Origin of the sequence: Arthrobacter yangruifuii, from assembly GCF_009192775.1 — a bacterium.
In the GTDB taxonomy this organism is placed as follows: domain Bacteria; phylum Actinomycetota; class Actinomycetes; order Actinomycetales; family Micrococcaceae; genus Arthrobacter_B; species Arthrobacter_B yangruifuii.
On the sequence record NZ_VTFX01000004.1, the window covers coordinates 215,514 to 234,628 of the forward strand.

The 19,115-nt window shown below is 66.0% G+C and carries 16 protein-coding genes; 8 read left to right on the forward strand and 8 right to left on the reverse strand.

Annotated features, from left to right (window positions below; all coding sequences use genetic code 11):
• Window positions 1-227: 227 nt before the first annotated feature.
• Together GD627_RS16570 and GD627_RS08945 are read left to right on the forward strand one after the other, a co-directional pair.
• Entirely contained in the window at window positions 228-938 is a 711-nt protein-coding gene (locus tag GD627_RS16570; RefSeq protein ID WP_194266010.1) for a TetR/AcrR family transcriptional regulator, read from the forward strand.
• Window positions 922-1,671, forward strand: coding sequence for an SDR family NAD(P)-dependent oxidoreductase (locus GD627_RS08945; RefSeq protein ID WP_152272215.1), 750 nt, complete (start codon window positions 922-924; stop codon window positions 1,669-1,671). The genes GD627_RS16570 and GD627_RS08945 overlap by 17 nt, the downstream gene beginning before the upstream one ends.
• An 11-nt stretch (window positions 1,672-1,682) precedes the next feature.
• Here the strand turns inward: GD627_RS08945 and GD627_RS08950 are convergent, their stop codons facing one another.
• Window positions 1,683-3,020 carry an alpha-amylase family glycosyl hydrolase gene (locus GD627_RS08950; RefSeq protein WP_152272216.1) on the reverse strand — a complete coding sequence of 446 codons (1,338 nt, stop codon included), beginning with the start codon at window positions 3,018-3,020 and terminating at the stop codon, window positions 1,683-1,685.
• A gap of 132 nt (window positions 3,021-3,152) precedes the next feature.
• Here GD627_RS08950 and GD627_RS08955 point away from each other — a divergent pair, with 132 nt between their 5' ends.
• Window positions 3,153-3,404: a hypothetical protein gene (locus tag GD627_RS08955; RefSeq protein WP_146362119.1), complete on the forward strand. Its 252-nt coding sequence runs from the start codon at window positions 3,153-3,155 to the stop codon at window positions 3,402-3,404.
• A 10-nt stretch (window positions 3,405-3,414) separates the two neighbouring features.
• Here the strand turns inward: GD627_RS08955 and GD627_RS08960 are convergent, their stop codons facing one another.
• From GD627_RS08960 to GD627_RS08975, 4 genes are all read right to left on the reverse strand, one after another.
• Window positions 3,415-5,505 (reverse strand): transglycosylase domain-containing protein, encoded by a 2,091-nt coding sequence (locus tag GD627_RS08960; RefSeq protein ID WP_246165406.1) that lies wholly within the window; start codon window positions 5,503-5,505, stop codon window positions 3,415-3,417.
• Between the two features lie 315 nt (window positions 5,506-5,820).
• Entirely contained in the window at window positions 5,821-7,452 is a 1,632-nt protein-coding gene (locus tag GD627_RS08965; RefSeq protein ID WP_146362422.1) for a ribonuclease J, read from the reverse strand.
• 244 nt (window positions 7,453-7,696) lie between these two features.
• Window positions 7,697-7,930 carry a zinc-ribbon domain-containing protein gene (locus GD627_RS08970; RefSeq protein WP_146362120.1) on the reverse strand — a complete coding sequence of 78 codons (234 nt, stop codon included), beginning with the start codon at window positions 7,928-7,930 and terminating at the stop codon, window positions 7,697-7,699.
• 9 nt (window positions 7,931-7,939) lie between these two features.
• Window positions 7,940-8,530 (reverse strand): sugar O-acetyltransferase, encoded by a 591-nt coding sequence (locus GD627_RS08975; protein ID WP_152272217.1) that lies wholly within the window; start codon window positions 8,528-8,530, stop codon window positions 7,940-7,942.
• Between the two features lie 97 nt (window positions 8,531-8,627).
• Between GD627_RS08975 and GD627_RS08980 the strand changes: the two genes are divergently transcribed.
• From GD627_RS08980 to GD627_RS09000, 5 genes are all read left to right on the forward strand, one after another.
• Window positions 8,628-9,605 carry a glycosyltransferase family 2 protein gene (locus GD627_RS08980; RefSeq protein ID WP_152272218.1) on the forward strand — a complete coding sequence of 326 codons (978 nt, stop codon included), beginning with the start codon at window positions 8,628-8,630 and terminating at the stop codon, window positions 9,603-9,605.
• 161 nt (window positions 9,606-9,766) lie between these two features.
• Window positions 9,767-11,434 carry an HNH endonuclease gene (locus GD627_RS16815; RefSeq protein WP_152272219.1) on the forward strand — a complete coding sequence of 556 codons (1,668 nt, stop codon included), beginning with the start codon at window positions 9,767-9,769 and terminating at the stop codon, window positions 11,432-11,434.
• 146 nt (window positions 11,435-11,580) lie between these two features.
• A complete protein-coding gene (locus GD627_RS08990) occupies window positions 11,581-12,201 on the forward strand; it encodes an L-threonylcarbamoyladenylate synthase (protein WP_146362124.1) in 621 nt (206 codons plus the stop codon).
• Window positions 12,202-12,315: 114 nt separating this feature from the next.
• The gene (locus tag GD627_RS08995) at window positions 12,316-14,673 is read left to right on the forward strand and encodes an alkaline phosphatase (protein ID WP_152272220.1); all 2,358 of its coding nucleotides are present in this window, start codon (window positions 12,316-12,318) and stop codon (window positions 14,671-14,673) included.
• Window positions 14,674-14,773: 100 nt separating this feature from the next.
• Window positions 14,774-15,193 carry an SRPBCC family protein gene (locus tag GD627_RS09000; protein WP_152272221.1) on the forward strand — a complete coding sequence of 140 codons (420 nt, stop codon included), beginning with the start codon at window positions 14,774-14,776 and terminating at the stop codon, window positions 15,191-15,193.
• 112 nt (window positions 15,194-15,305) lie between these two features.
• On the opposite strand, the gene GD627_RS09005 is transcribed toward GD627_RS09000, so the two are convergent.
• From GD627_RS09005 to GD627_RS09015, 3 genes are all read right to left on the reverse strand, one after another.
• Window positions 15,306-16,034, reverse strand: coding sequence for a YqjF family protein (locus GD627_RS09005; RefSeq protein ID WP_246165407.1), 729 nt, complete (start codon window positions 16,032-16,034; stop codon window positions 15,306-15,308).
• Window positions 16,035-16,092: 58 nt separating this feature from the next.
• The gene (locus GD627_RS09010; protein WP_152272507.1) at window positions 16,093-17,397 is read right to left on the reverse strand and encodes a cation:proton antiporter; all 1,305 of its coding nucleotides are present in this window, start codon (window positions 17,395-17,397) and stop codon (window positions 16,093-16,095) included.
• Window positions 17,398-17,472: 75 nt separating this feature from the next.
• Entirely contained in the window at window positions 17,473-19,062 is a 1,590-nt protein-coding gene (locus GD627_RS09015; RefSeq protein WP_152272222.1) for an ABC-F family ATP-binding cassette domain-containing protein, read from the reverse strand.
• Window positions 19,063-19,115 lie beyond the last annotated feature (53 nt).

Genomic DNA, 19,115 nt, shown 5'->3' on the forward strand with positions numbered 1-19,115 from the left:
CCGGTCAGCGTGCTGCCCCTGGCAGCACGGGCACACCTTGTGCCGCCTTCGATTAGATGCCTCCGCCGGTGCCCGGATGACCATCCTCACGTTTCCCTCACGTACGGGTGCCAAACCCTTACGGAACGCATGTACCGGGCGGTTTATGACCCCGTCTACCGGGGCTGCCCCGGAGGCCCGCCCGGCGCGGTATACACTGTAAACAACCGACCACCGAAGGAAGACTCTTGTCACGGAACCTGCCCCTCAACCCGGCTGCCATAGCTGCGGCCGCCGTCCGGATTGCCGATGCGGACGGTTTGGATGCTGTATCCATGCGCCGGGTTGCCGCTGAGTTCGAGGTTTCCGCCATGGCGCTTTACCGCCACGTGGCGGACCGCAGCGCCCTGCTGCTGCTCATGGCCGAGGCCGCGACCAGGGATTACGCACTCCTGCCGGCACGGGATCTGGGCTGGCAGGAAACCCTGGCACACCTGGCCGACGCCCAGTGGCGTGCCTTCTCGGCGCACCCCTGGCTGCTGCGCATTATCCTGACCCCGCGGCGGCTCGTGAACATGGCGACGCCTGCCGAGGTGGAACTGATCCTCACCCGCCTGGCCTCCGCCGGCCTCACCGAAGAAGACGGTTTTGACTGCCTGCTGGGCATCTCGGCCGCCGTGATCGGCACTGCTGCGATAACGGCGGCGGCACACTCCAGGGCGGCGGAGAAATCCGGGCAGCCGGCAGCCGGGCACCGCCCCTGGACATCGGAGGATGCGGCGGAGTATCCGCAGGCAGCCCGGTTCCAGGCCCGGGGCATCAGCTACCCGGACTCACGCCGGTCACTGGAGTTCTTCGTCGCGAACTTCATTACCGGCGTCGAACAGAACCTCAACAACGCTCCGGACACTGAAAAACCGTCCGGTTTTACGGAAGGAAGAAATGAAACTCACGAATAAGACGGCCATCATCACCGGAGGCGCCGGCGGCATCGGCCAGGGCATTGTCCGGCGTTTCCTCGCCGAGGGCGCCAAGGTGGCAGTGGTGGACATCGACCAGGCGCAGGGTGACAAGCTGCTGGCGGATCTGGAGGGCAAGGGCGAGGTCATGTTCATCGCCAAGGACATCTCCAAGGCCGAAAACGCCGCGGCCATCGTGGCGGAAACCGTGGAGCGCTTCGGCGGCCTGGACATCCTGGTCAACAATGCGCATGCCTCCAAGCAGGCCCCCATTATGGAAACCACCCAGGAGATCTGGGACCTGTCCTTCAACACGGGCACCATGGCAACGTTCCACCTGATGCGCGCTGCCTACCCGGAGCTGAAGAAGACCCGCGGCAGCATCATCAACTTCGGCTCCGGTGCCGGCATCAAGGGCCTGCCCAACCAGGTGGCCTACGCAGCAGCCAAGGAAGCCATCCGCGCCATCTCCCGCACCGCGGCCAACGAATGGGCCGCGGACGGCATCCGCGTGAACGTGGTCTCCCCCGTCGCGCTCACCCCCGGCATTGTCCAGTGGAGCAAGGCGTTCCCGGAGGCCTACCAGGAAGTCGTCGACGGCGTGCCGCTGGGCCGGCTGGGCGATCCCGAAACGGACATCGCCCCCATCGTTGTGTTCCTGGCCAGCGAGGATTCACAGTACCTGACCGGCCAGACCCTCATGGCCGACGGCGGAACCATCAAGCTGTACTAAGCCAGGTTGTCCTAAGACGCAGGGCCGAGAACGGCCCAGCCCGATGCCGGCAGCGCCAGCCGCCCGCCCGTTCCGTCCAGCCCGCCCGCGCCGGCCAGGACGTCCCGGGCGGCGGCCGGCACCTGCACGGTGACCGACGTGTCCGCAAGGTTCATGGCCACAAAAAGCGAGTGGCCGGCGTCGTACACCTCATAGACGAGCTGCTCATTGCTCAGCGAGTGCACCCGGGCGCGGGCGGCATGCACCCAGTGGTGCCGGCGCCGCAGCCCAATCAGTTCCTGGTGCAGATGGTAGAGCGGCTGCCCGATCGCCGAGAGTTCGTCCGGCGAAGCGGGGAAGGACGGACGGATATCGTCGTCTCCCCCGGCGCGGTCCTCCTTGATGCCGCGGTACCCCTGCTCGTCGCCGTAATAGACCACCGGGGTGCCCGGCAGGGTGAACAGGAGCACCAGTGCGTGGGCCAGCCTGCCGGACGGGTCCAGCCGGCTGGCGATGCGGGTCACGTCATGGTTGCCGATGAACGTCAGCGGGACGAAGGTGTCCAGGAACGTGTTGTGCCGCTCCAACGCGGCGGCCAGTTCGTAGAAGTTCGCCTCTGCCAGGGAGCTCCAGACCGCCTTCCACAGTTCGTACTGGGTCACGGCATCCAAGTGGCCTGCGAGCACGTCCGCGGGATAGTCGCCGTGGATGTACTCCCCCACGAAGTAGGCGTCGGGGAACTCGCTGCGCACATTGTCCAGCACAGCGGCCCAGAACGGTGACGGCACCGCGTAGGCGGCATCCAGGCGCCAGCCGTCCGCGCCGCGGCCCAGCCAGTGCTTCATGACATCGGCCACGAAGTCCGCCACGGCCGGCTCGGCGTGGTTCAGGGCAACCAGGTGGTGGTGGCCCTCGAAGTCTGCGTAGTCCGGTTCGGTCCCGGGAGTCCAGCCCTCCGGCCAGGTGATACCGAACCAGTCCGCCGTCGACGCTTCCGGGCCCTGTTCTAGCGCCTGCCGGAAGGGTGCGAAGGAACGTCCGGTGTGGTTGAAGACCCCGTCCAGGAGGACCCGGATGCCTCGGGCGTGGGCCTCGCGGACCAGTTCATCGAAGTCCGCGTCATCGCCCAGGCGGGGATCGATGTGGTAGTAATCCGTGGTGTCGTACCCGTGGGTTTCGGAGGCAAACACCGGGCCGAGGGCGAGCCCGGAGGCGCCCATCTCCACGAGGTAGTCCAGCCACGCGGTCAGGTGCGGGAGCCGGTGCCGCACGGGTGCGTCCGTCTCCGGAGCTGCCTGTTCCGCCCCGGTGAAGCCCAGCGGATAGACCTGCCACCACACCACATGATCCACCCAGTCAGGTGTCGTCATTCGTTTTGTTCCCCTTCGCAATGGAAGCTAATGCCTTCTACAGTCTGCCATCAGCACCCTTAGCTTCGGGAATTTCCTCCCGGGCGGCTGCGCTTAAACCGGAAGAACCAACCGCAGAAGGAGAAGGACACCATGGCCTCAACCGCCGATTCCAGCATCCGGCTTTCCACGAAGCAGCGCGTCATCGACTACGTCCGCCGCTACGGGAGGGTCCAGCCGCAGGACATTGCCGAAGAGTTTGACCTGGGCGGGGTGGAGACCCTCAATGTGCTGACCGAGCTGGAAGAGATGGGGGCGCTCCGGCTGGTTTCCGGCGGCGACGGCGTTGCCGCCGTCCCCACCGGCCAGTCCCTGTGCGATCCCTACACCGGCACGTGCATCTAGCGCTTGGCGCCTAGCGCAGGCTCTCCGGCACCGAGGGGAAGGACTCCGCCCCGTACAGTTTCGCCACCGAGCTCATATACTCGGTCCACTGCGCACCGGCGAGGGCGGAACCGTCCACATAGGAGCGGGTCACGCCGTTGATCGACTGGTCGTTCAGCGAGGAGTACGAGTTCCAGTTACCCACCCAGGACGCCGTGGAAATGCCGGTGGTGTACCCCACGGTCCAGGTCTGCTCCGACATGTCCGTGGTTCCGGTCTTGGCGGCCGCCGGAACCCCGATCGGATGGATGCTGCCCGGTGACCCCTCGACCAGCTTCTGCAGCGGTTCGGTCACGGCCGCAGCCACGTCCGCACTGATGGCTCGGGTGCATTCCCCGCCGGCGACGTCGTAATCATTACCGGACCTGTCGGTGACCTCGGTGATGGCGGTGGGCGTGCAGTATTCACCGCCGGCGGCGAACGCCGCGTAGGCCGAAGCCATGGTCAGCGGAGAGACTTCCTGGCCGCCCAGGACGAAGGACGGGCTGGTCACTTCCAGCGGTTCCCCGTCGACGGCGCGGTGCACGCCCATACGGGTGGCGGTATCGCGGATGTCGCACAGGTCGAGCTGGGCTGCCTGGGCCACCGTGGCGGTGTTGACGGACTGCGTCAGGCCTTCCGCAACCGTCATCTTCTTTTCATAGCCCTCGGAGGCGTTCTTGAATTTCCACGCATCGAATTCCGCATTCGCGCCCAGGCAGCTGGCCTTCCAGTCGAAGCCCGCCGGGTAGGACGTGCGGGTGGCGTCGATGGTGTCGCCGAGTTTGTGGCCCGCCGCCAGCCACGCGGCGGTGGTGAACGGCTTCATGGTGGAGCCGGGCTGGAATCCGTAGGGCGTTCCCCCCATGCCGGCGTCCACGTTGAAGTTCAGCTGGGTTTTTCCGCTGCCTGGTTCCGGCGTGTACTCGGTGTTCTGTGCCATGGCCAGGATTTTGCCCGTGCCCGGTTCCACCGAGACGATGGCGGAGCCGGCACCGGAGGGATCCCCCACCGGCACCTGCGCCTCGATCTGCTTCTGGGCCTGAGACTGCAGCCTGGAGTCCAGGGTGGTCCGGATGGTCAGCCCGCCGCGGGCCAGGAGCCGGGCGCGTTCCTTGACGTCGGCGCCGAAGGCTTCGGACTGCAGGACCGTCTGTTCCACGTAGCTGCAGAAGTACTGGGCCGTCTCGGCTCCGGTGCAGCCGGAGACCACCGTCTGCGGATTGAGGTCCAGCCCGGTGGCCACGGCCTCGTCATACTCGGCCTGGCTGATCTTGCCGTTCTTCAGCATGGCGGCAAGCACCGTGTCCCGGCGCGCCTGCGTTCCCTCCGGGTTGGTGAACGGATTGTAGTGGCTGGGCGACTGGACCATGCCGGCCAGCATCGCCGACTGCGCCGGTGTCAGCTCAGCGGCGGAAATGCCGAAGAAGCTGCGGGCTGCCGCTTCCACTCCGTAGGTCTGCCCGCTGAAGAGCACAATGTTCAGGTACCCCTCGAGGATCTCGTCCTTGGAGTATTCCTTCTCCACGGCGACGGCGAGCTTGGCTTCGCGGAGTTTGTCCCCCAGGTCCTTGGTTCCGCTGAGTGTCAGGTCGCTGCCGGCCTTGCCGGAGGCGACGTCCCGGCTGATGAGCACGTTGTTCACGTACTGCATGGTCAGGGTGGAAGCGCCCTGCGTGTTCGAGCCGGACGCATTGGAGGCAACGGCGCGGGCAATGCCCTTGAAGTCGATGCCGTTGTGCTCGTAGAAGCGTGCGTCCTCGATGGAGACAATGGCGTCCTTCATGCTCTGCGACATTTCGTCCAGCTCCACCGGCACGCGGTTCTGCGCATAGAACGTGGCCATCAGCACGCCGTCGGCGCTGTAGATCTCCGACCCTTCGTCGAGGGGGCCGGTTTCCAGCTCGTCGGGGAGCTGGTCCAGTACTCCAACAGCCATATCCGTTCCCGTGGCGGCTACGGCAGCCATGGGAATTACGGTGCCAGCGGCGAGCACGCCGGCCAGCACACTGGCGAGAAGGAACAGAACCAGCCGTCCGGGCACTGCGAGTTTCGCCAGGAACGGGGATTTGGGGGGACGCATCCGCCCAATTTATCGACACTGCCTGTGAACCCTCTTGACCGTTTCCGCCCCGGGAGGTATGCGCCGGGGATGTGTGCATGGCCCGGCGGGGACAAAAAATCCGCGCCGTTACAGGGAACCGGGCCGCGCATCGGCTGCACCGAGGCGAAATCCGGGGGCGCCGGACAGGCACCGGGCCGAGAACAAAGTCACACCGAATGAGGCGGAGTATCCGGCCGCGGAGATCCGGCCCCGGAGACAAGGGAGGGGCCGCCGTCGAACTAACGACGGCGGCCCCTCCCTCTGTTTCAGCTAACGCCTCACAGCGCCTGCACTTTAGGCGTCGACGACAATCGAGGTGATGGCCGGGGTGCGGTTGTAGAAGCGGCGCATCCAGTTGGCGACGGCGCGCTCGATGATGTCTTCGAGGTCCTCGCCCTTCGCGCCGCGGCGGTTACCGGCGTTGGCCAGGGCCTTTTCCACGGCTTCCTCGGCCTTGGGCAGGTCCTCGGACTTGATGGTGAAGCCCTTGGTGAAGAACTCGGCCGGCTCGGCAATGGTGCCCGTGTCGGCGTCGACCAGGGCCAGCACCGTCACGGCACCTTCCTCGGCCAGCTGCATGCGTTCCTTCAGCGTTTCCTCAGTGGTGTGGCCAACGCTGTCGCCGTCCACGAAGACCAGGTCCACCTGGTGCTTGCCGGAGATCGTGGCGCGGCCGCGGCGCAGGTCCACGGTCATGCCGTTCTCGGCGATGACGACGTCCCGCGGATCCATTCCGGTGGCCTCTGCGATGGCTCCGTTGGCCTTGAGGTGGCGCCATTCGCCGTGCACCGGCATCACGTTGCGCGGCTTGACGATGTTGTAGCAGTAGGCGAGTTCGCCGGCGCTGGCGTGGCCGGAGACGTGCACCTTGGCATTGCCCTTGTGCACCACGTTGGCGCCGATCTTGGTCAGGTTGTTGATGATGCCGTAGATGGCGTTCTCGTTACCCGGGATCAGCGAGCTGGCCATGAGCACGGTGTCGCCCTCGTGGATGCGGATCTGGTGGTCCTTGTTGGCCATCCGGGACAGCGCAGCCATGGGCTCGCCCTGCGAACCGGTGCAGATCAGCACCACCTTGTGGTCATCGGTGCGCTGCAGGGACTTGAAGTCCACCAGGATGCCCTTGGGGATCTTCAGGTAGCCCAGTTCCTCGGCAATGGTCATGTTGCGGATCATCGACCGGCCCACGAAGGACACCTTGCGGTTGTAGCGCTCGGCGGCGTCAATGACCTGCTGGATGCGGTGGATGTGGCTGGCGAAGCTGGAGACGATGATCCGGCGCGGGGCGGTGCGGAACACGGTGTCGATGGCCGGAGCCAATTCCTTTTCCGAGGCCATGAAGCCGGGAACCTCGGCGTTGGTGGAGTCGGTGAGGAACAGGTCCACGCCCTCCACGCCCAGCCGGGCGAAGCCGGTGAGGTCGGTGATGCGGCGGTCCAGCGGGAACTGGTCCATCTTGAAGTCGCCGGTGTGCAGCGCCATGCCGGCGGCGGTGCGGATGGCAATGGCCAGGCCGTCCGGGATGGAGTGGTTCACGGCAAGGAATTCAAGGTCGAAGCCGCCGATGGTGCGGCGGTCACCTTCCTTGACCTGGATCAGCTTGGGCTTGATCCGGTGTTCCTTCAGCTTGGCTTCGATGAAGGCCAGGGTCAGCTTGGAACCGACGATGGGGATATCGGAGCGCTCGCGCAGCAGGTAGGGCACGCCGCCGATGTGGTCTTCGTGGCCGTGGGTCAGGACTACGGCAACGACGTCCTGCAGGCGGTCGCGGATGGCGGTGAAGTCGGGCAGGATGAGGTTGACGCCCGGGTGTTCTTCTTCGGGGAAGAGCACGCCGCAGTCAACGATCAGCAGCTTGCCGTCGAATTCGAAAACGGTCATGTTCCTGCCGATTTCGCCAAGGCCGCCGAGGTTCATGACACGCATGGTTCCCTTGGCTAGTTCCCGGGGGGCTTTCAGGACGGCAGGTGTTCTATTCACGGATGATGGTTCTTTCGTCGGGGATGGGATTTCAGGGTGGAACGGCAGCCGTACGGCGGCATTCCGGAAGTCTGTGGTGCGGCCAGAACAGGGCCGGCAGCTGTTGTGCTTCTTTCATTCTATTGACTTTTCCGCCGCGTCGGGACACCCGGCGCTTCCGGAGAGTCTCCGGACGTCCCATGAAGCGGCATCAGGGGCGCTGCAGCGCGTTCTTCTGTGACCGGCTGATCCCGGTGCTGCGGCCGCAGTTGGAGCAGGTAAAGGCGTACCGGCGGCTGGTGGTGAGCACGGGGATAAAAAAGACCGTCAGGCGGTTGGCCCGCTCTTCCACATGCTGCTCCGCGTAGGCACCGCAGTACTGGCAGGTGGCCGGCCGGGAAAAGAGCGTGCGGAGTACGGTCTTGAATCCAATGAGCACAAACACCTGACCACTCTAGACTGTCCGCACGGGCTTCGCCGGGTTGCCCACCACCACGGTATTCGGCGGCACGTCACGCGTAACGACGGCGCCGGCTCCCACCACGCTGTTCTCCCCCACCGTGATTCCGGGCAGGATGGTTGCCCCGCCTCCGAGCCAGACGTTGTTCCCGATGCTGATCGGCCGCGCGGCTTCGAGCTTGTCCCGCCGGGGTCCGGGCTCCACGGGATGCGTGGGAGTCAGCAGCTGGACGTTTGGCCCTATCTGAACGTCGTCGCCGATACTGATGGCCGCGACGTCGAGCGCGGTGAGGTTGAAGTTGATGAAGGTGCGCGATCCGACGCTGAGGTATTTGCCGTAGTCGACAAACAGCGGCGGGCGGATTTCCGTATCCTCACCCAGGCTCCCCAGCAGTTCGGCTAGGACGGTACGGGCCTGCCGGCGGTCGGTGGGCCAGGTCCGGGCATAGCGGTCCGCCAGTTCCATGGCGCGCAGGCTGTCGGCCGCGAGTTCCGGATCGTCGGCGAGGTAAAGATCACCGGCCATCATCCGCTCCCGCATAGTCCGGGGATCTCCGGCAAAGTAGTTCCGCGTGTCGGCGTCCATGGCAACCACTCTAAACGGCGCGCCCCGTGGGCCACAGGAGTACAGACGGCCTTTACTAAGCTTGCTTAGCAATAATGCTGTTGGATATGTTTCCGGCATGGTGAACCGCAGCCCTCGGCTGGACGCGGACTACATCCTGCCGCTGAAGTGGTCCAAAGAGACCGGCCTGCCCGAGCTGGTGGGGTATCTCGAGGTGCTCAGCAGGTACGTGCGGGTCCTTGTGGTGGACGGTTCCCCGGACGAGCTGTACTCCAGTCACGAAGAGGCTTTTCCTGCCGGCGTACGCCATTGCCGGCCCAGGCATCCCGAGTGTCGGAACGGCAAGGTCAACGGTGTCCTTACCGGCCTCGATGCGGCCGAGGGAAAATACCTGATCATTGCCGACGACGACGTCCGCTACGCGCCGGCGCAGCTGAGGCGGATCTGCGCACTGCTGGAGGACGCCGACGTCGTCCGTCCGCAGAACTACTTTGCATCTGGGTCCCCTTTACCCTGGCATGCCCGTTGGGATACCGGACGGACCCTGCTCAACCGGGCGTTCGGCTCGGATTATCCGGGGACGCTGGCGGTGCGGACAGAGGTGCTTCGGCGGACGCGCGGCTACAGCGGGAATGTCCTGTTCGAAAACCTCGAACTCCTGCGCACCGTCGCAGCTGCCGGCGGAACCGAACTACGTGCAGATGGCCTGTTCATTGCCCGGCTCCCCTCCTCCACAGCGCAGTTCTTCGGGCAGCGGGTGCGCCAGGCCTATGACGACCTGGCCCAACCGGTGCGGCTGGCTGCCGAGCTGTCCCTGCTTCCGCTGCTCTGGCGGACCGCCCGCAGGCCCGGGCGGCTGACCGCTTTTGCCGTGGCCTGCTCCGTGGCAGCGGAATACGGACGCCGGCGCAACAGCGGGCGGCAGGTGTTCGGACCGATGTCGGCCCTGTGGGCTCCGCTGTGGGTTCTGGAAAGGGCAGTGTGTGTCTGGCTGGCGGTGCAGTGGCGGCTGCGCGGCGGGATGCCGTATGCCGGTGAGCGGCTGACGACTGCGGCGCATTCGGTCCGCCGGATCAGGCGGTGGCTGCGGGGGTAGACCGGGCTCCCGCACACATCGTGTCCGCGAGCGCATGCTGCCTCCTAACGGCCTTCGCTGCAACGCCCCTTCAACCCTTGGGTGTAGTCCGCTAAAAACAGGTAGTAGATCGCGTATTTCTTTGCTTCCTCTGACTGTTTTCACCCGATAAAATCGAACACATGTTCGAATACTCAGCCGCGGAGCATCCCGGGCGACCCAATGAGGCCATGGTCAGCAGTGGACTGGTCAGCAGTGGACTGGTCAGCACCTGGGTTGCAGTGCTCGCAGACGAGGCCAGCACGGACCCTGCCCGGCAGCCCGACGCCGAACTCATTGACCGGATCCGCGCCCTTGAGGAGCTAAAGGCGGCGGCTGCGGGGGCGCAGGCCCGTGCGGCCGCAGCGTTCAATCTGTCCCAGCGCCAAAAGCAGGTACTGGCGGAAGTGCCAAAGAGCAAACAAGGCTGCGGTGTGGCCTCTCAGATAGCTCTAGCGCGGAGGGAATCGGCAAACCGCGGCGGACGGCTGCTCGGATTCGCCAAGGCACTTACGGAGGAAATGCCCTGCACCCTGCACGCGCTGAGTCAGGGAAGCATCAGTGAGTGGCGGGCAACGCTGCTGGTACGGGAGACCGCGTGCCTGAGTATCGAGGACCGCCGGCAAGTAGACCGGGAAGTAGCGGGCAATCCGGACGTGCTGAAGACCCTGGGCGACCGGCAGATCATCTCCCGCGCCAGGACGGCCGCGTACCGCCTGGATCCGCAGGCTGCCGTGAACCGGGCTGCGAAGGCCGCTTCCGAACGTTTCGTGTCCTGCCGCCCGGCTCCTGACACCATGACCTACCTGACGGGCCTGCTTCCGGTGGCCCAGGGCGTAGGCGTCTTCGCTGTCCTGTCCCGGGAAGCGGACCGGCTCACGGCGGCAGGGGACGGCCGCACCCGGGGACAGATCATGGCAGACACCCTCGTAGGGCGGGTGACCGGCCAGATGCGGCCGGACGCCATGAAGGTGGAAATCCAACTGGTCATGACTGACCGGGCGCTGCTTACCGGAGAGTCCGAGCCGGCCTTCGTTCCCGGATACGGTCCGGTTCCGGCGCAGTGGGCCAGGGATCTTGTCCGGAACCGCAACGGAGGCGAGCGCCAGGCCAAGGGTTCGGGCGGAGGCGGGAGTCAGGACCCGGGCCAGGAGCCAAGCGGGAGCGAGAATCCTAAAGGCTCCGTCCGAGGCTCGGACGGAGCCGGGAGTCACGACCCGGGTCGCAGTCAGAGCCCGGGTCAGGTTTCGGCCGGCCGCCACAAGCACCGGAAAGAGCGCTCGCAGGACAGGAACATCCAGACCTTCATTCGCAGGTTGTACACGGCTCCCGAAACCGGTGAGCTGGTTGCCATGGATGCCAGGGCGCGATTGTTTCCTCCGTCCCTGAGGCGGTTCATTGCCATCCGGGATCAGACCTGCCGAATGCCGTGGTGCGGTGCTCCCATCCGGCACATCGATCACGTCCGGCCGCACGGTGGAGGCGGTCCCACCAGCATCGACAACGGGCAAGGACTCTGCGAAGCATGCAATCACGCCAAGGAGGCTCCCGGGTGGTCGGCGGAAGTCGTCAACTCGGCCAGGATCATCAAGCCGCCGGGCACGTCAGCCACATTAGGTGCAGGCACATCAGGTGCAGGCACACTAGGCGCTTCAGGCAGACCGGGAACAACCGGTCTACCCCGACACACAGTGGAGACCTCCACTCCCACCGGGCACACTTACCGTTCCCTCGTGCCTCCCTTGGCCGGGGCGCCGGAGGCCCTCTCCCCCGTCGAACAGGTGATGGCGGACCTGGTGTGGGCAGCCTAGTCGGGCTTCCCGGCGCTCGCCGACCTCCATGGCATGGGCTCCAGTCCATCCCGCCGGCATCCGTCCCGGTCCGCCAGTCCCGGTCCGCCGGCATCCGTCCCGGGCTGCCAGTCCCGGACAGTGGCCGCCGCCGGTAGGCTGTTGGAATGGCCAGATACTTTGACATACACCCGGAAAATCCACAGCCCAGAGCCATCAGCCAGGTGGTCAACCTGCTCGAATCCGGCGGTCTGATCGCCTACCCCACCGACTCCTGCTACGCACTCGGGGTGAAGCTGGGCAACCGTGAAGGGCTGGACCGGATCCGCCAGATTCGTCAGCTGGATGACAAGCACCACTTCACCCTGGTCTGCCGGAACTTCGCCCAGCTGGGACAGTTCGTACAGCTGGACAATTCGGTGTTCCGCAGCATCAAGGCCGCCACCCCCGGAAGCTACACCTTCATCCTGCCTGCGGTTAAGGAAGTGCCCAAGTGGCTGCTCCAGCCCAAGAAGCGGACGGTCGGCGTACGGGTCCCGGACAACACCGTGGTGCAGGCACTCCTGGACAGTCTTGGCGAACCGCTGCTTTCCAGCACACTGCTGCTGCCCGGGGACGAAGATCCGATGACCGAGGGCTGGGAAATCAAGGAACGGCTGGACCACCAGGTGGATGCCGTGATCGATTCCGGCTTCTGCGGCCCTGACCCGACCACCGTCATCGACTTCTCCAGCGGCTCCCCCGAAATTGTCCGGCGCGGAACCGGAGATCCAACGCCCTTCGAGTAACCCCCGGGGTCGGTGGCCCTTTAAGGGTCCCTGCGGTTGACTCCCCACCGGCGCGCGCTGAGTCTGGCACGCGTCAAGGGGGAACCAACGCTAGTCACTCGCAGGGGAATCCACATGAAGAAGACGGCCAGCACATTATCAACGGCGATATTGAGTATCTGCGTCCTCGCGGGATGCGGAGTAGGCACCGGGCTTCCGGGCGTTATCGGCGGAACAGGCCATCCCACCAGCCATCCCACAGGCCATCCCGGACCCACCAAAACGCCCACTCCAACACCGACCATCTCCCCCACCGGCACACCGCCGACGTCGACACCAACCTCACCGCCGCCAACGCAGACACCCACCCCTCCGCCGCCGGACGACGGCGGGGACGACGGCGGCGATCATGGCGGTGGTCAAGGCGATGATGACGCCGTCAACGTGATTTTGATGGTCGGTGACGGCATGGGCACCTCGCAGCGGGACGCCATCCGGCTGGCCTCGGTGGGCCTGTCCGGAGAGCTGGCCATGGATACCCTGCCCCAGGTGGGACGGGTCCACACCAACTCGGCGGACCCCGGCACGTTTGTCACTGATTCGGCCGCAGCCGCCACGTCCATGGCCACCGGCGTCAAGACCTACAACGGAGCCATCGGCGTAGACCTGGACCAGCAGCCGGTAACCTCGGCCCTGGAAATTGCGGAACGGCTCGGCAAGTCCACCGGCCTGGTCACCACCGCCCAGGTCACCGATGCCACTCCGGCCGCCTTCGGCTCGCACGTGCTGGACCGGGATGAGCAGAGTGCCATCGCCGCCCAGTTCCTGCGCAGTTCCCACCCCGAAGTGATTTTGGGCGGCGGGGAGGACTACTGGTACCCCGCGGGGAACCCGGGACGGCTCCCGGACAACCCGGCAGAGGATGACTCCGAAGAGAGCGCCGGCACCGAAGGCAACCTCGTGGAGGAGGCGCAGGAGCAGGGGTACGAATACGTGTGGGACCTGCCCGGCCTGCAGGCGGCACAGGGCGACCTGCTGCTCGGTTTGTTCGCCAACGAGGAAATGTTCCAGTACGGGGATGACGTCGAGGAGGTCTACAACCCCACGGTTCCGCTTACCGAAATGACCGGGAAGGCCCTGGAGGTGCTGAACAGCAACCCGGACGACAACGGCTTCTTCCTCATGGTCGAGGAAGAGGGCATCGACGCGATGAGCCACGTCAACAACGGAGCGCTGACCATCGAGTCCGGCATCCAGTTCGACCGTTCGGTGGCCCTGGCCAAGGAGTTCGCCGAACAGGACGGCAACACCCTGCTGATCACGGTGGGTGACCACCAGACCGGCGGCATGACCATAGAACCCCTGGGTGATGCCACCAACCCGGACAGCCCGGTGCAGGAAGAACCCTTTGACGTCGCCGATTCGGACCAGCAGTTCCGGATTGACTGGACCACCAACGGACACACGGGCGACGACGTTCCCCTGACGGCCATGGGACCCGGTTCGGAAATGCTTACCGGTGTCTACGAGAACACCCGCATCTTCGATGTCATGGTCTCCGTGATGCGCTCCGGAACGGACCGCGACCTGGACCTCCAGGCACACCGCGGCGGCCGGGGCGAAAACACGGAGGAATCCCTGGCGGCCTTCGCGCACGCGCTGGAACTCGGCGTGACCACCCTGGAATTGGATACGGTTTTGACCGAGGACGGCCGGGTGATCGTCTGGCATGACGACACGATTATGGACACGAAGTGCGCCGACACCGCCCCTGCCGCGGCCGGGGACCCGGAGTTTCCGTATGTGGGTGACCGGGTGGCGGACCTCACCCTGGCGCAGGTGAAGACCCTGGACTGTGGCTTCCAGCAGCTGCCCGGGTTTCCGGAGCAGAATGTGGCGGAAGGCAACCGCATTGCCGAACTGCGCGACGTCTACAGGCTTGCCCGCGACTACCGTGCACGCCGGATCCAGTTCAACGTGGAGACCAAGGTGGAGGACGGCCAGGCAGGCGGTCCGCGCAGCGTCGCCCTGACCAGGGCCGTGGTGAAGGTCGTGCGGGACTCCGGCCGGTCGCGCCGCACCACTATCCAGTCCTTCGATTGGTCCACTCTGAACCTCCTGGACCGGATCGCCCCGGACCTGACGCGCGTGGCCCTGGCCGGCACGGCGGAGGAGCTCGGCGTCGGCCAGCCCGGGGCTGCGCCGCAGCTGGGGGGAATCGACATTGACGATTTCGGCGGCTCCGTGGTCCAGGCAGCCCATTCCCGGGGCTACGACGTCGTCTCCCCCATCGCCACCACCGTGACGCCGGAGATGGTGCGCAGCGCCCACGAGCTCGGCATGACGGTCATCCCCTGGACGGTGAACGAGGTGGCCGACATGCACGCGCTCATTGACCTGGGTGTGGACGGGATCATCACCGATTACCCCACCCGGCTGCGGGCAGTGATGGCGGAGCGGGGATTCGATCTGCCCCGGACCTATCGGCGCTGAGCTGACCGGGTAAGCGGGGTCACCGTGTCGGGGCCATGGCACCGGTCCCGACACGGTGCCCGTTTGGGGATGCGGCGAAGGCCAGTGCGAAGCTGGACCAATGCCCGGTCTCTACATCCTTCCTTCCAGTTGGCTGCTCGACGCGACTCCGGAGGCGGTCTGGGAGACCATCGCCAGTCCTGACATGAGCTGGCCCCGCTGGTGGCCGGGCTGCACGCTTCAGGAGCTTGCCACCGGTCCGTCCGCGGACCCCGGGGATCCGATCGCACGGCTGCTCGGCACCACCGTCCGCCTGCAGTTCCAGGCTGCCCCGGGTTACCGGCTGTCCGTCGCCATTCATCCCACCCGTGCCCTCCGGCCCCGGAACATAGAGTTCGACGCCGATGGAGACCTGGCCGGCACCGGCCGGATGCGACTGTTCCCCGCCTCCTCGCCGGGCCCCGGATGGAGACCGGGACCCGGATCGAGACTGGGCTCCGGATGGAGACCGGGACCCGCATGGAGATTGATTGGCGGGTGATGCCCACGCGGCGGTGGATGCAGGTGCTCACTCCTGTGGCCCGGCCGGTCTTCACCGCAGCGCACGCCCTGCTGATGCGCCGCGGTGAACGGGGCCTGCGCCGGGAACTGGGTCAGGCTATCCGCCGGGGACGGCCAAACACCGTGCTCACCCCGGGTGAGTAATGCACCGTGTCCGGCGGTCCCTCCACGGGAATCCCGGCGGCCGGCACCAGTTCATCGCGCAGGTACGTCAGCCGGGCAGGATGCAGCGGCCACGGCGGGTGCGCAATCGGGACAAACGCGGTGCGCCCGGCCAGGGACGTGTGCAGCCCGAAACGTGCGGTGAGCAGGAGGGACAAATCATCATCCGCCTTACGGCCGTAATCCGGCACCACGGCGAAGGATGAGCGGGCCTGGCCGCCGAACCGGTCGACGTCGTACCCCAGGCCCCAGCCGGTCCGCCGGGGACGGCAGCGGGACCAGACGTACGGGACGCCCAGGGCCCGCGCCGTCAGCACGGGCGCAAGCCTGGAGGCATCCAGGCTCAGGAACAGCACCCCGCGGCTGCCGTCCCGGCCCCGGGAATACAGGCGCACGTTGATCTCCGTGTAGGTACCGAAAAACGGCACCGGAATCGTTCCGAGTTTCGTCGCCGGCGCCCGGAAGCCGATGAGCCCTACCCAGGAGGAGCCATGGAAAACATCGGGTTCGACGCCGGCCGGCATGTACGGCGCAGCAAGGGCGGGATCGATGCGCCAATGCAGGAACACCGCAGCCGCCCAGGTCTGGGCCATCAGGGCCGGAGACGGAAGCGGCGCTCCGGCAGGCGGACCCGGGTCCGGGCGGGCGGGCGAATTCATAGCGCCAAGCTAACAGCGGGGCCCGGGTGCGAACAGGGCAGGTACCGCCGGCCGGGGGTCAGACAGGGGTATCCGGACGCTCGTCGCCGAAGCGTTCCACGGCAGTCTTCCGGCGGATCCGGTCCAGCCGGTTAATCACCGGGGCCGCCGTGATGCCGTGCAGCACGATGGAGGAGGCCACCACCAGCCCGAGCAGGCCCCAGAGTTGTTCCTCGTTCCCGAAGTGTCCCTTGTCCAGGGCGTAGCTGAGGTAATAGAGCGATCCGATGCCCCGGACTCCGAAGAACGCGATGGCCAGCCGTTCGCGGGGACCGGGCCGGCCGCCCAGCAGGCCCAGCCAGCCGGCAAGGGGACGGACCACCAGCAGGAACGCTGCGGTGACCACCACTTCGCGCCAGCCGATGCCGGCCAGCAGCCCGCGGGCAATGGCACCCCCGAGCAGGAGCAGCAGGACCACAGTCAGCAGCCGCTCCAGCTGTTCCACGTAGCTGTGCAGCACCCGGTGGTAGCCGTGGGTGCGCTCCGCGGTACGGATGGTGACTGCGCAGACGAAGACGGCCACGAAACCGTAGCCGTCCAGCATTTCGGTGATTCCGTAGGCCAGAAACGTGGCTGCAAGGGCCACGAATCCTTCGGAATGGTTGGACAGGCGGATGCTTTCCAGCCGCGCGGAGAAGAAGAGCCGGCTCAGCATTTTGCCGGTGAGGAAGCCCAGGAGGACGCCCATGCCGATCCGCCAGACGATGTCCACGCCGATCCAGTGCGGGAACCACGCGGACGGCGCGGTTCCCACCAGGCTCATGCCGATGGCGAGATAGACAAACGGAAACGCCAGACCGTCGTTGAGTCCGGCTTCGGAGGTCAGGCCGAACCGCACCTCGTCCTCGGCTTCACCTGCCGAATCCTCCTCCTCGGAGTCGGCAGGTTCCCCCACCTGCACTTCGGAAGCCAGGACCGGATCGGTCGGAGCCAGGGCGGCGGCCAGCAGCACGGCTGCCGCGAGGCCGAGGCCGAGGACCCAGACATTGAGCAGGGCCAGGCCCAGCAGGCTCAGCGGCATGGCGATGCCCAGCATCCGCCACGTGGTGGACCAGCGGTGCCAGCCCAGCGGGCGGTCCAGGGCCAGGCCCGCACCCATGAGTGAAATGATCACGCACACCTCGGTGAGGTGTGCGGTGAAGTCTCCGTGGCGCACCGGATCAGGGTCGGGCAGATCCTTCAGGAGGTTGAACGTCAGGATGCCCGCCCCGAGAAAGACCATGGGCATGGACACAGGGACGTCGCGCAGCAGTTTGGGCAGCACTGCGGCGAGGAACACGGCGAGGCCGGCAGCAAGGAATACAAGGCTGGGTCCGTCAAACAATCCGTCGAGCACCGCCCAGACGTTACTGGAAGATCGGGGTCCGCGATAGACGGCGCGCCCGGGCGGATCCGCCGGTCAGGCCTCGCGGAGGTGGACGGCTCCCGGTTCCGCGCCGTCGGCGCCGAACACCAGCCAGCGGGTGGCGATCTTTTCCGTGAAGAACCGGTCATGGCTGACCACAATCACGGCGCCGGGGAAATGCAGCAGGGCACGTTCCATCACCTGGGTGCTGGACATGTCCAGGTGGTTGGTGGGTTCGTCCAGCAGCAGCACGGGTGCACCCGAGAGCAGGCACTGGGCCATGGCAACACGGGCGCGCTGGCCGCCGGAGAGGTTTCCGATCTTGGAGGTCAGGTCAGCTTCGGAGAACTGGAACATCGTCAGGAACCGGTTGACGGACTTGCGGGTCGCGCTGAAGGCGAGGGACCCGGGCAGGGAGTTCACCGCGTGGGTGACGGTGTCGGCGTCGTCAAGCTCCGCCAGCATCTGGTTGTAGGACACCATCGCCGGACCCTTGGGCCAGGTGACCTCGCCGGCGTCGGGCTTCTCCTCGCCCGTCAGTACGCGCAGCAGCGTCGTCTTGCCGCTGCCGTTGGTTCCGGTGACGGCAATGCGGTCCCCCTTGTTCACCTCGAAACTCAGGTTCTCGAAGAGCACCTTGTCGCCGTAGGACTTGGACACTCCGCGGACGCGGCCCAGGACGTCCTTGACGTGCAGGCCGCCGTAGATGCCCGTGATGATTTCATCCACGGGCCGCGGGGCCCGGGATTTTTTGATGCGGGTCAGCTGGGTGCTGAGCCGGCCTCCGGCTTTCGCAGCCTCGCGGCGGTCGGCGATGCCTTCGGCCTCAAAGGCCAGCAGCTCCGCCTCGTGCACGAACTGTGCCTGGAGGTTCTTGAGCCGGAACTGTTTCTGCACCACGTATTCGGCAAAGTTTCCGGGGTATTCGTGCAGGTGGAAGTTCTCCACCTCCACGATGCGGGTGACGACGGCGTCCAGGAACTTCCGGTCGTGGGAAACGATGATGGCCGCGCCCCGGAAGTCGCGGAACCAGCCCTCAAGCCATTCAACGCCGGCCACGTCCAGGTAGTTGGTCGGTTCATCCAGGAGCAGGACATCGGGCTGTTCCAGCAGGATTTTTGCCAGTGCCGCGCGGTTCCGCCAGCCGCCGGACAGCGCATCGACGGGGCAGACTCGGTGTGCGGCGGTGAATCCGAGCGTGGTGAGCACGGTGTCGATGCGGCGGGGGTAGTCCCAGCCGTCCAGCCGGTCCATGGTTTCGAACAATTCGGACTGACGGCGGATCAGCCGGTCCATTTCCTTGTCCGCGGGATTGGCGGCGATGGCTGCATCAATCCCGGCCAGCTCGGCCTCGACGTCCTTGATCTCCATGAAGACGGCGTCCAGGATCTCGGCGATGCTGGCCTTCCCGTCCAGTTCGGAGAACTGGGAGAAGTAGCCGATCCTGACGCCCGGCTCCACGGTCACGGTGCCGGAATCCGGCTGGACCTGGTCCAGGACCAGTTTCAGGATGGTGGACTTGCCGGAGCCGTTCCGGCCGATCAGGCCGATCCGGTCCTTGGGATCGAGCCGCAGGAACGCTTCGCGCAGGACCTGCTTGTTCTCGAAGGAAGTGTTGACGTCCTGCAGCCGGATCAGGCTCATGGTGTCCTCTCAAAGGGGTTGGTTTCCTCGCCCCGCGGGACAACGACCATTCA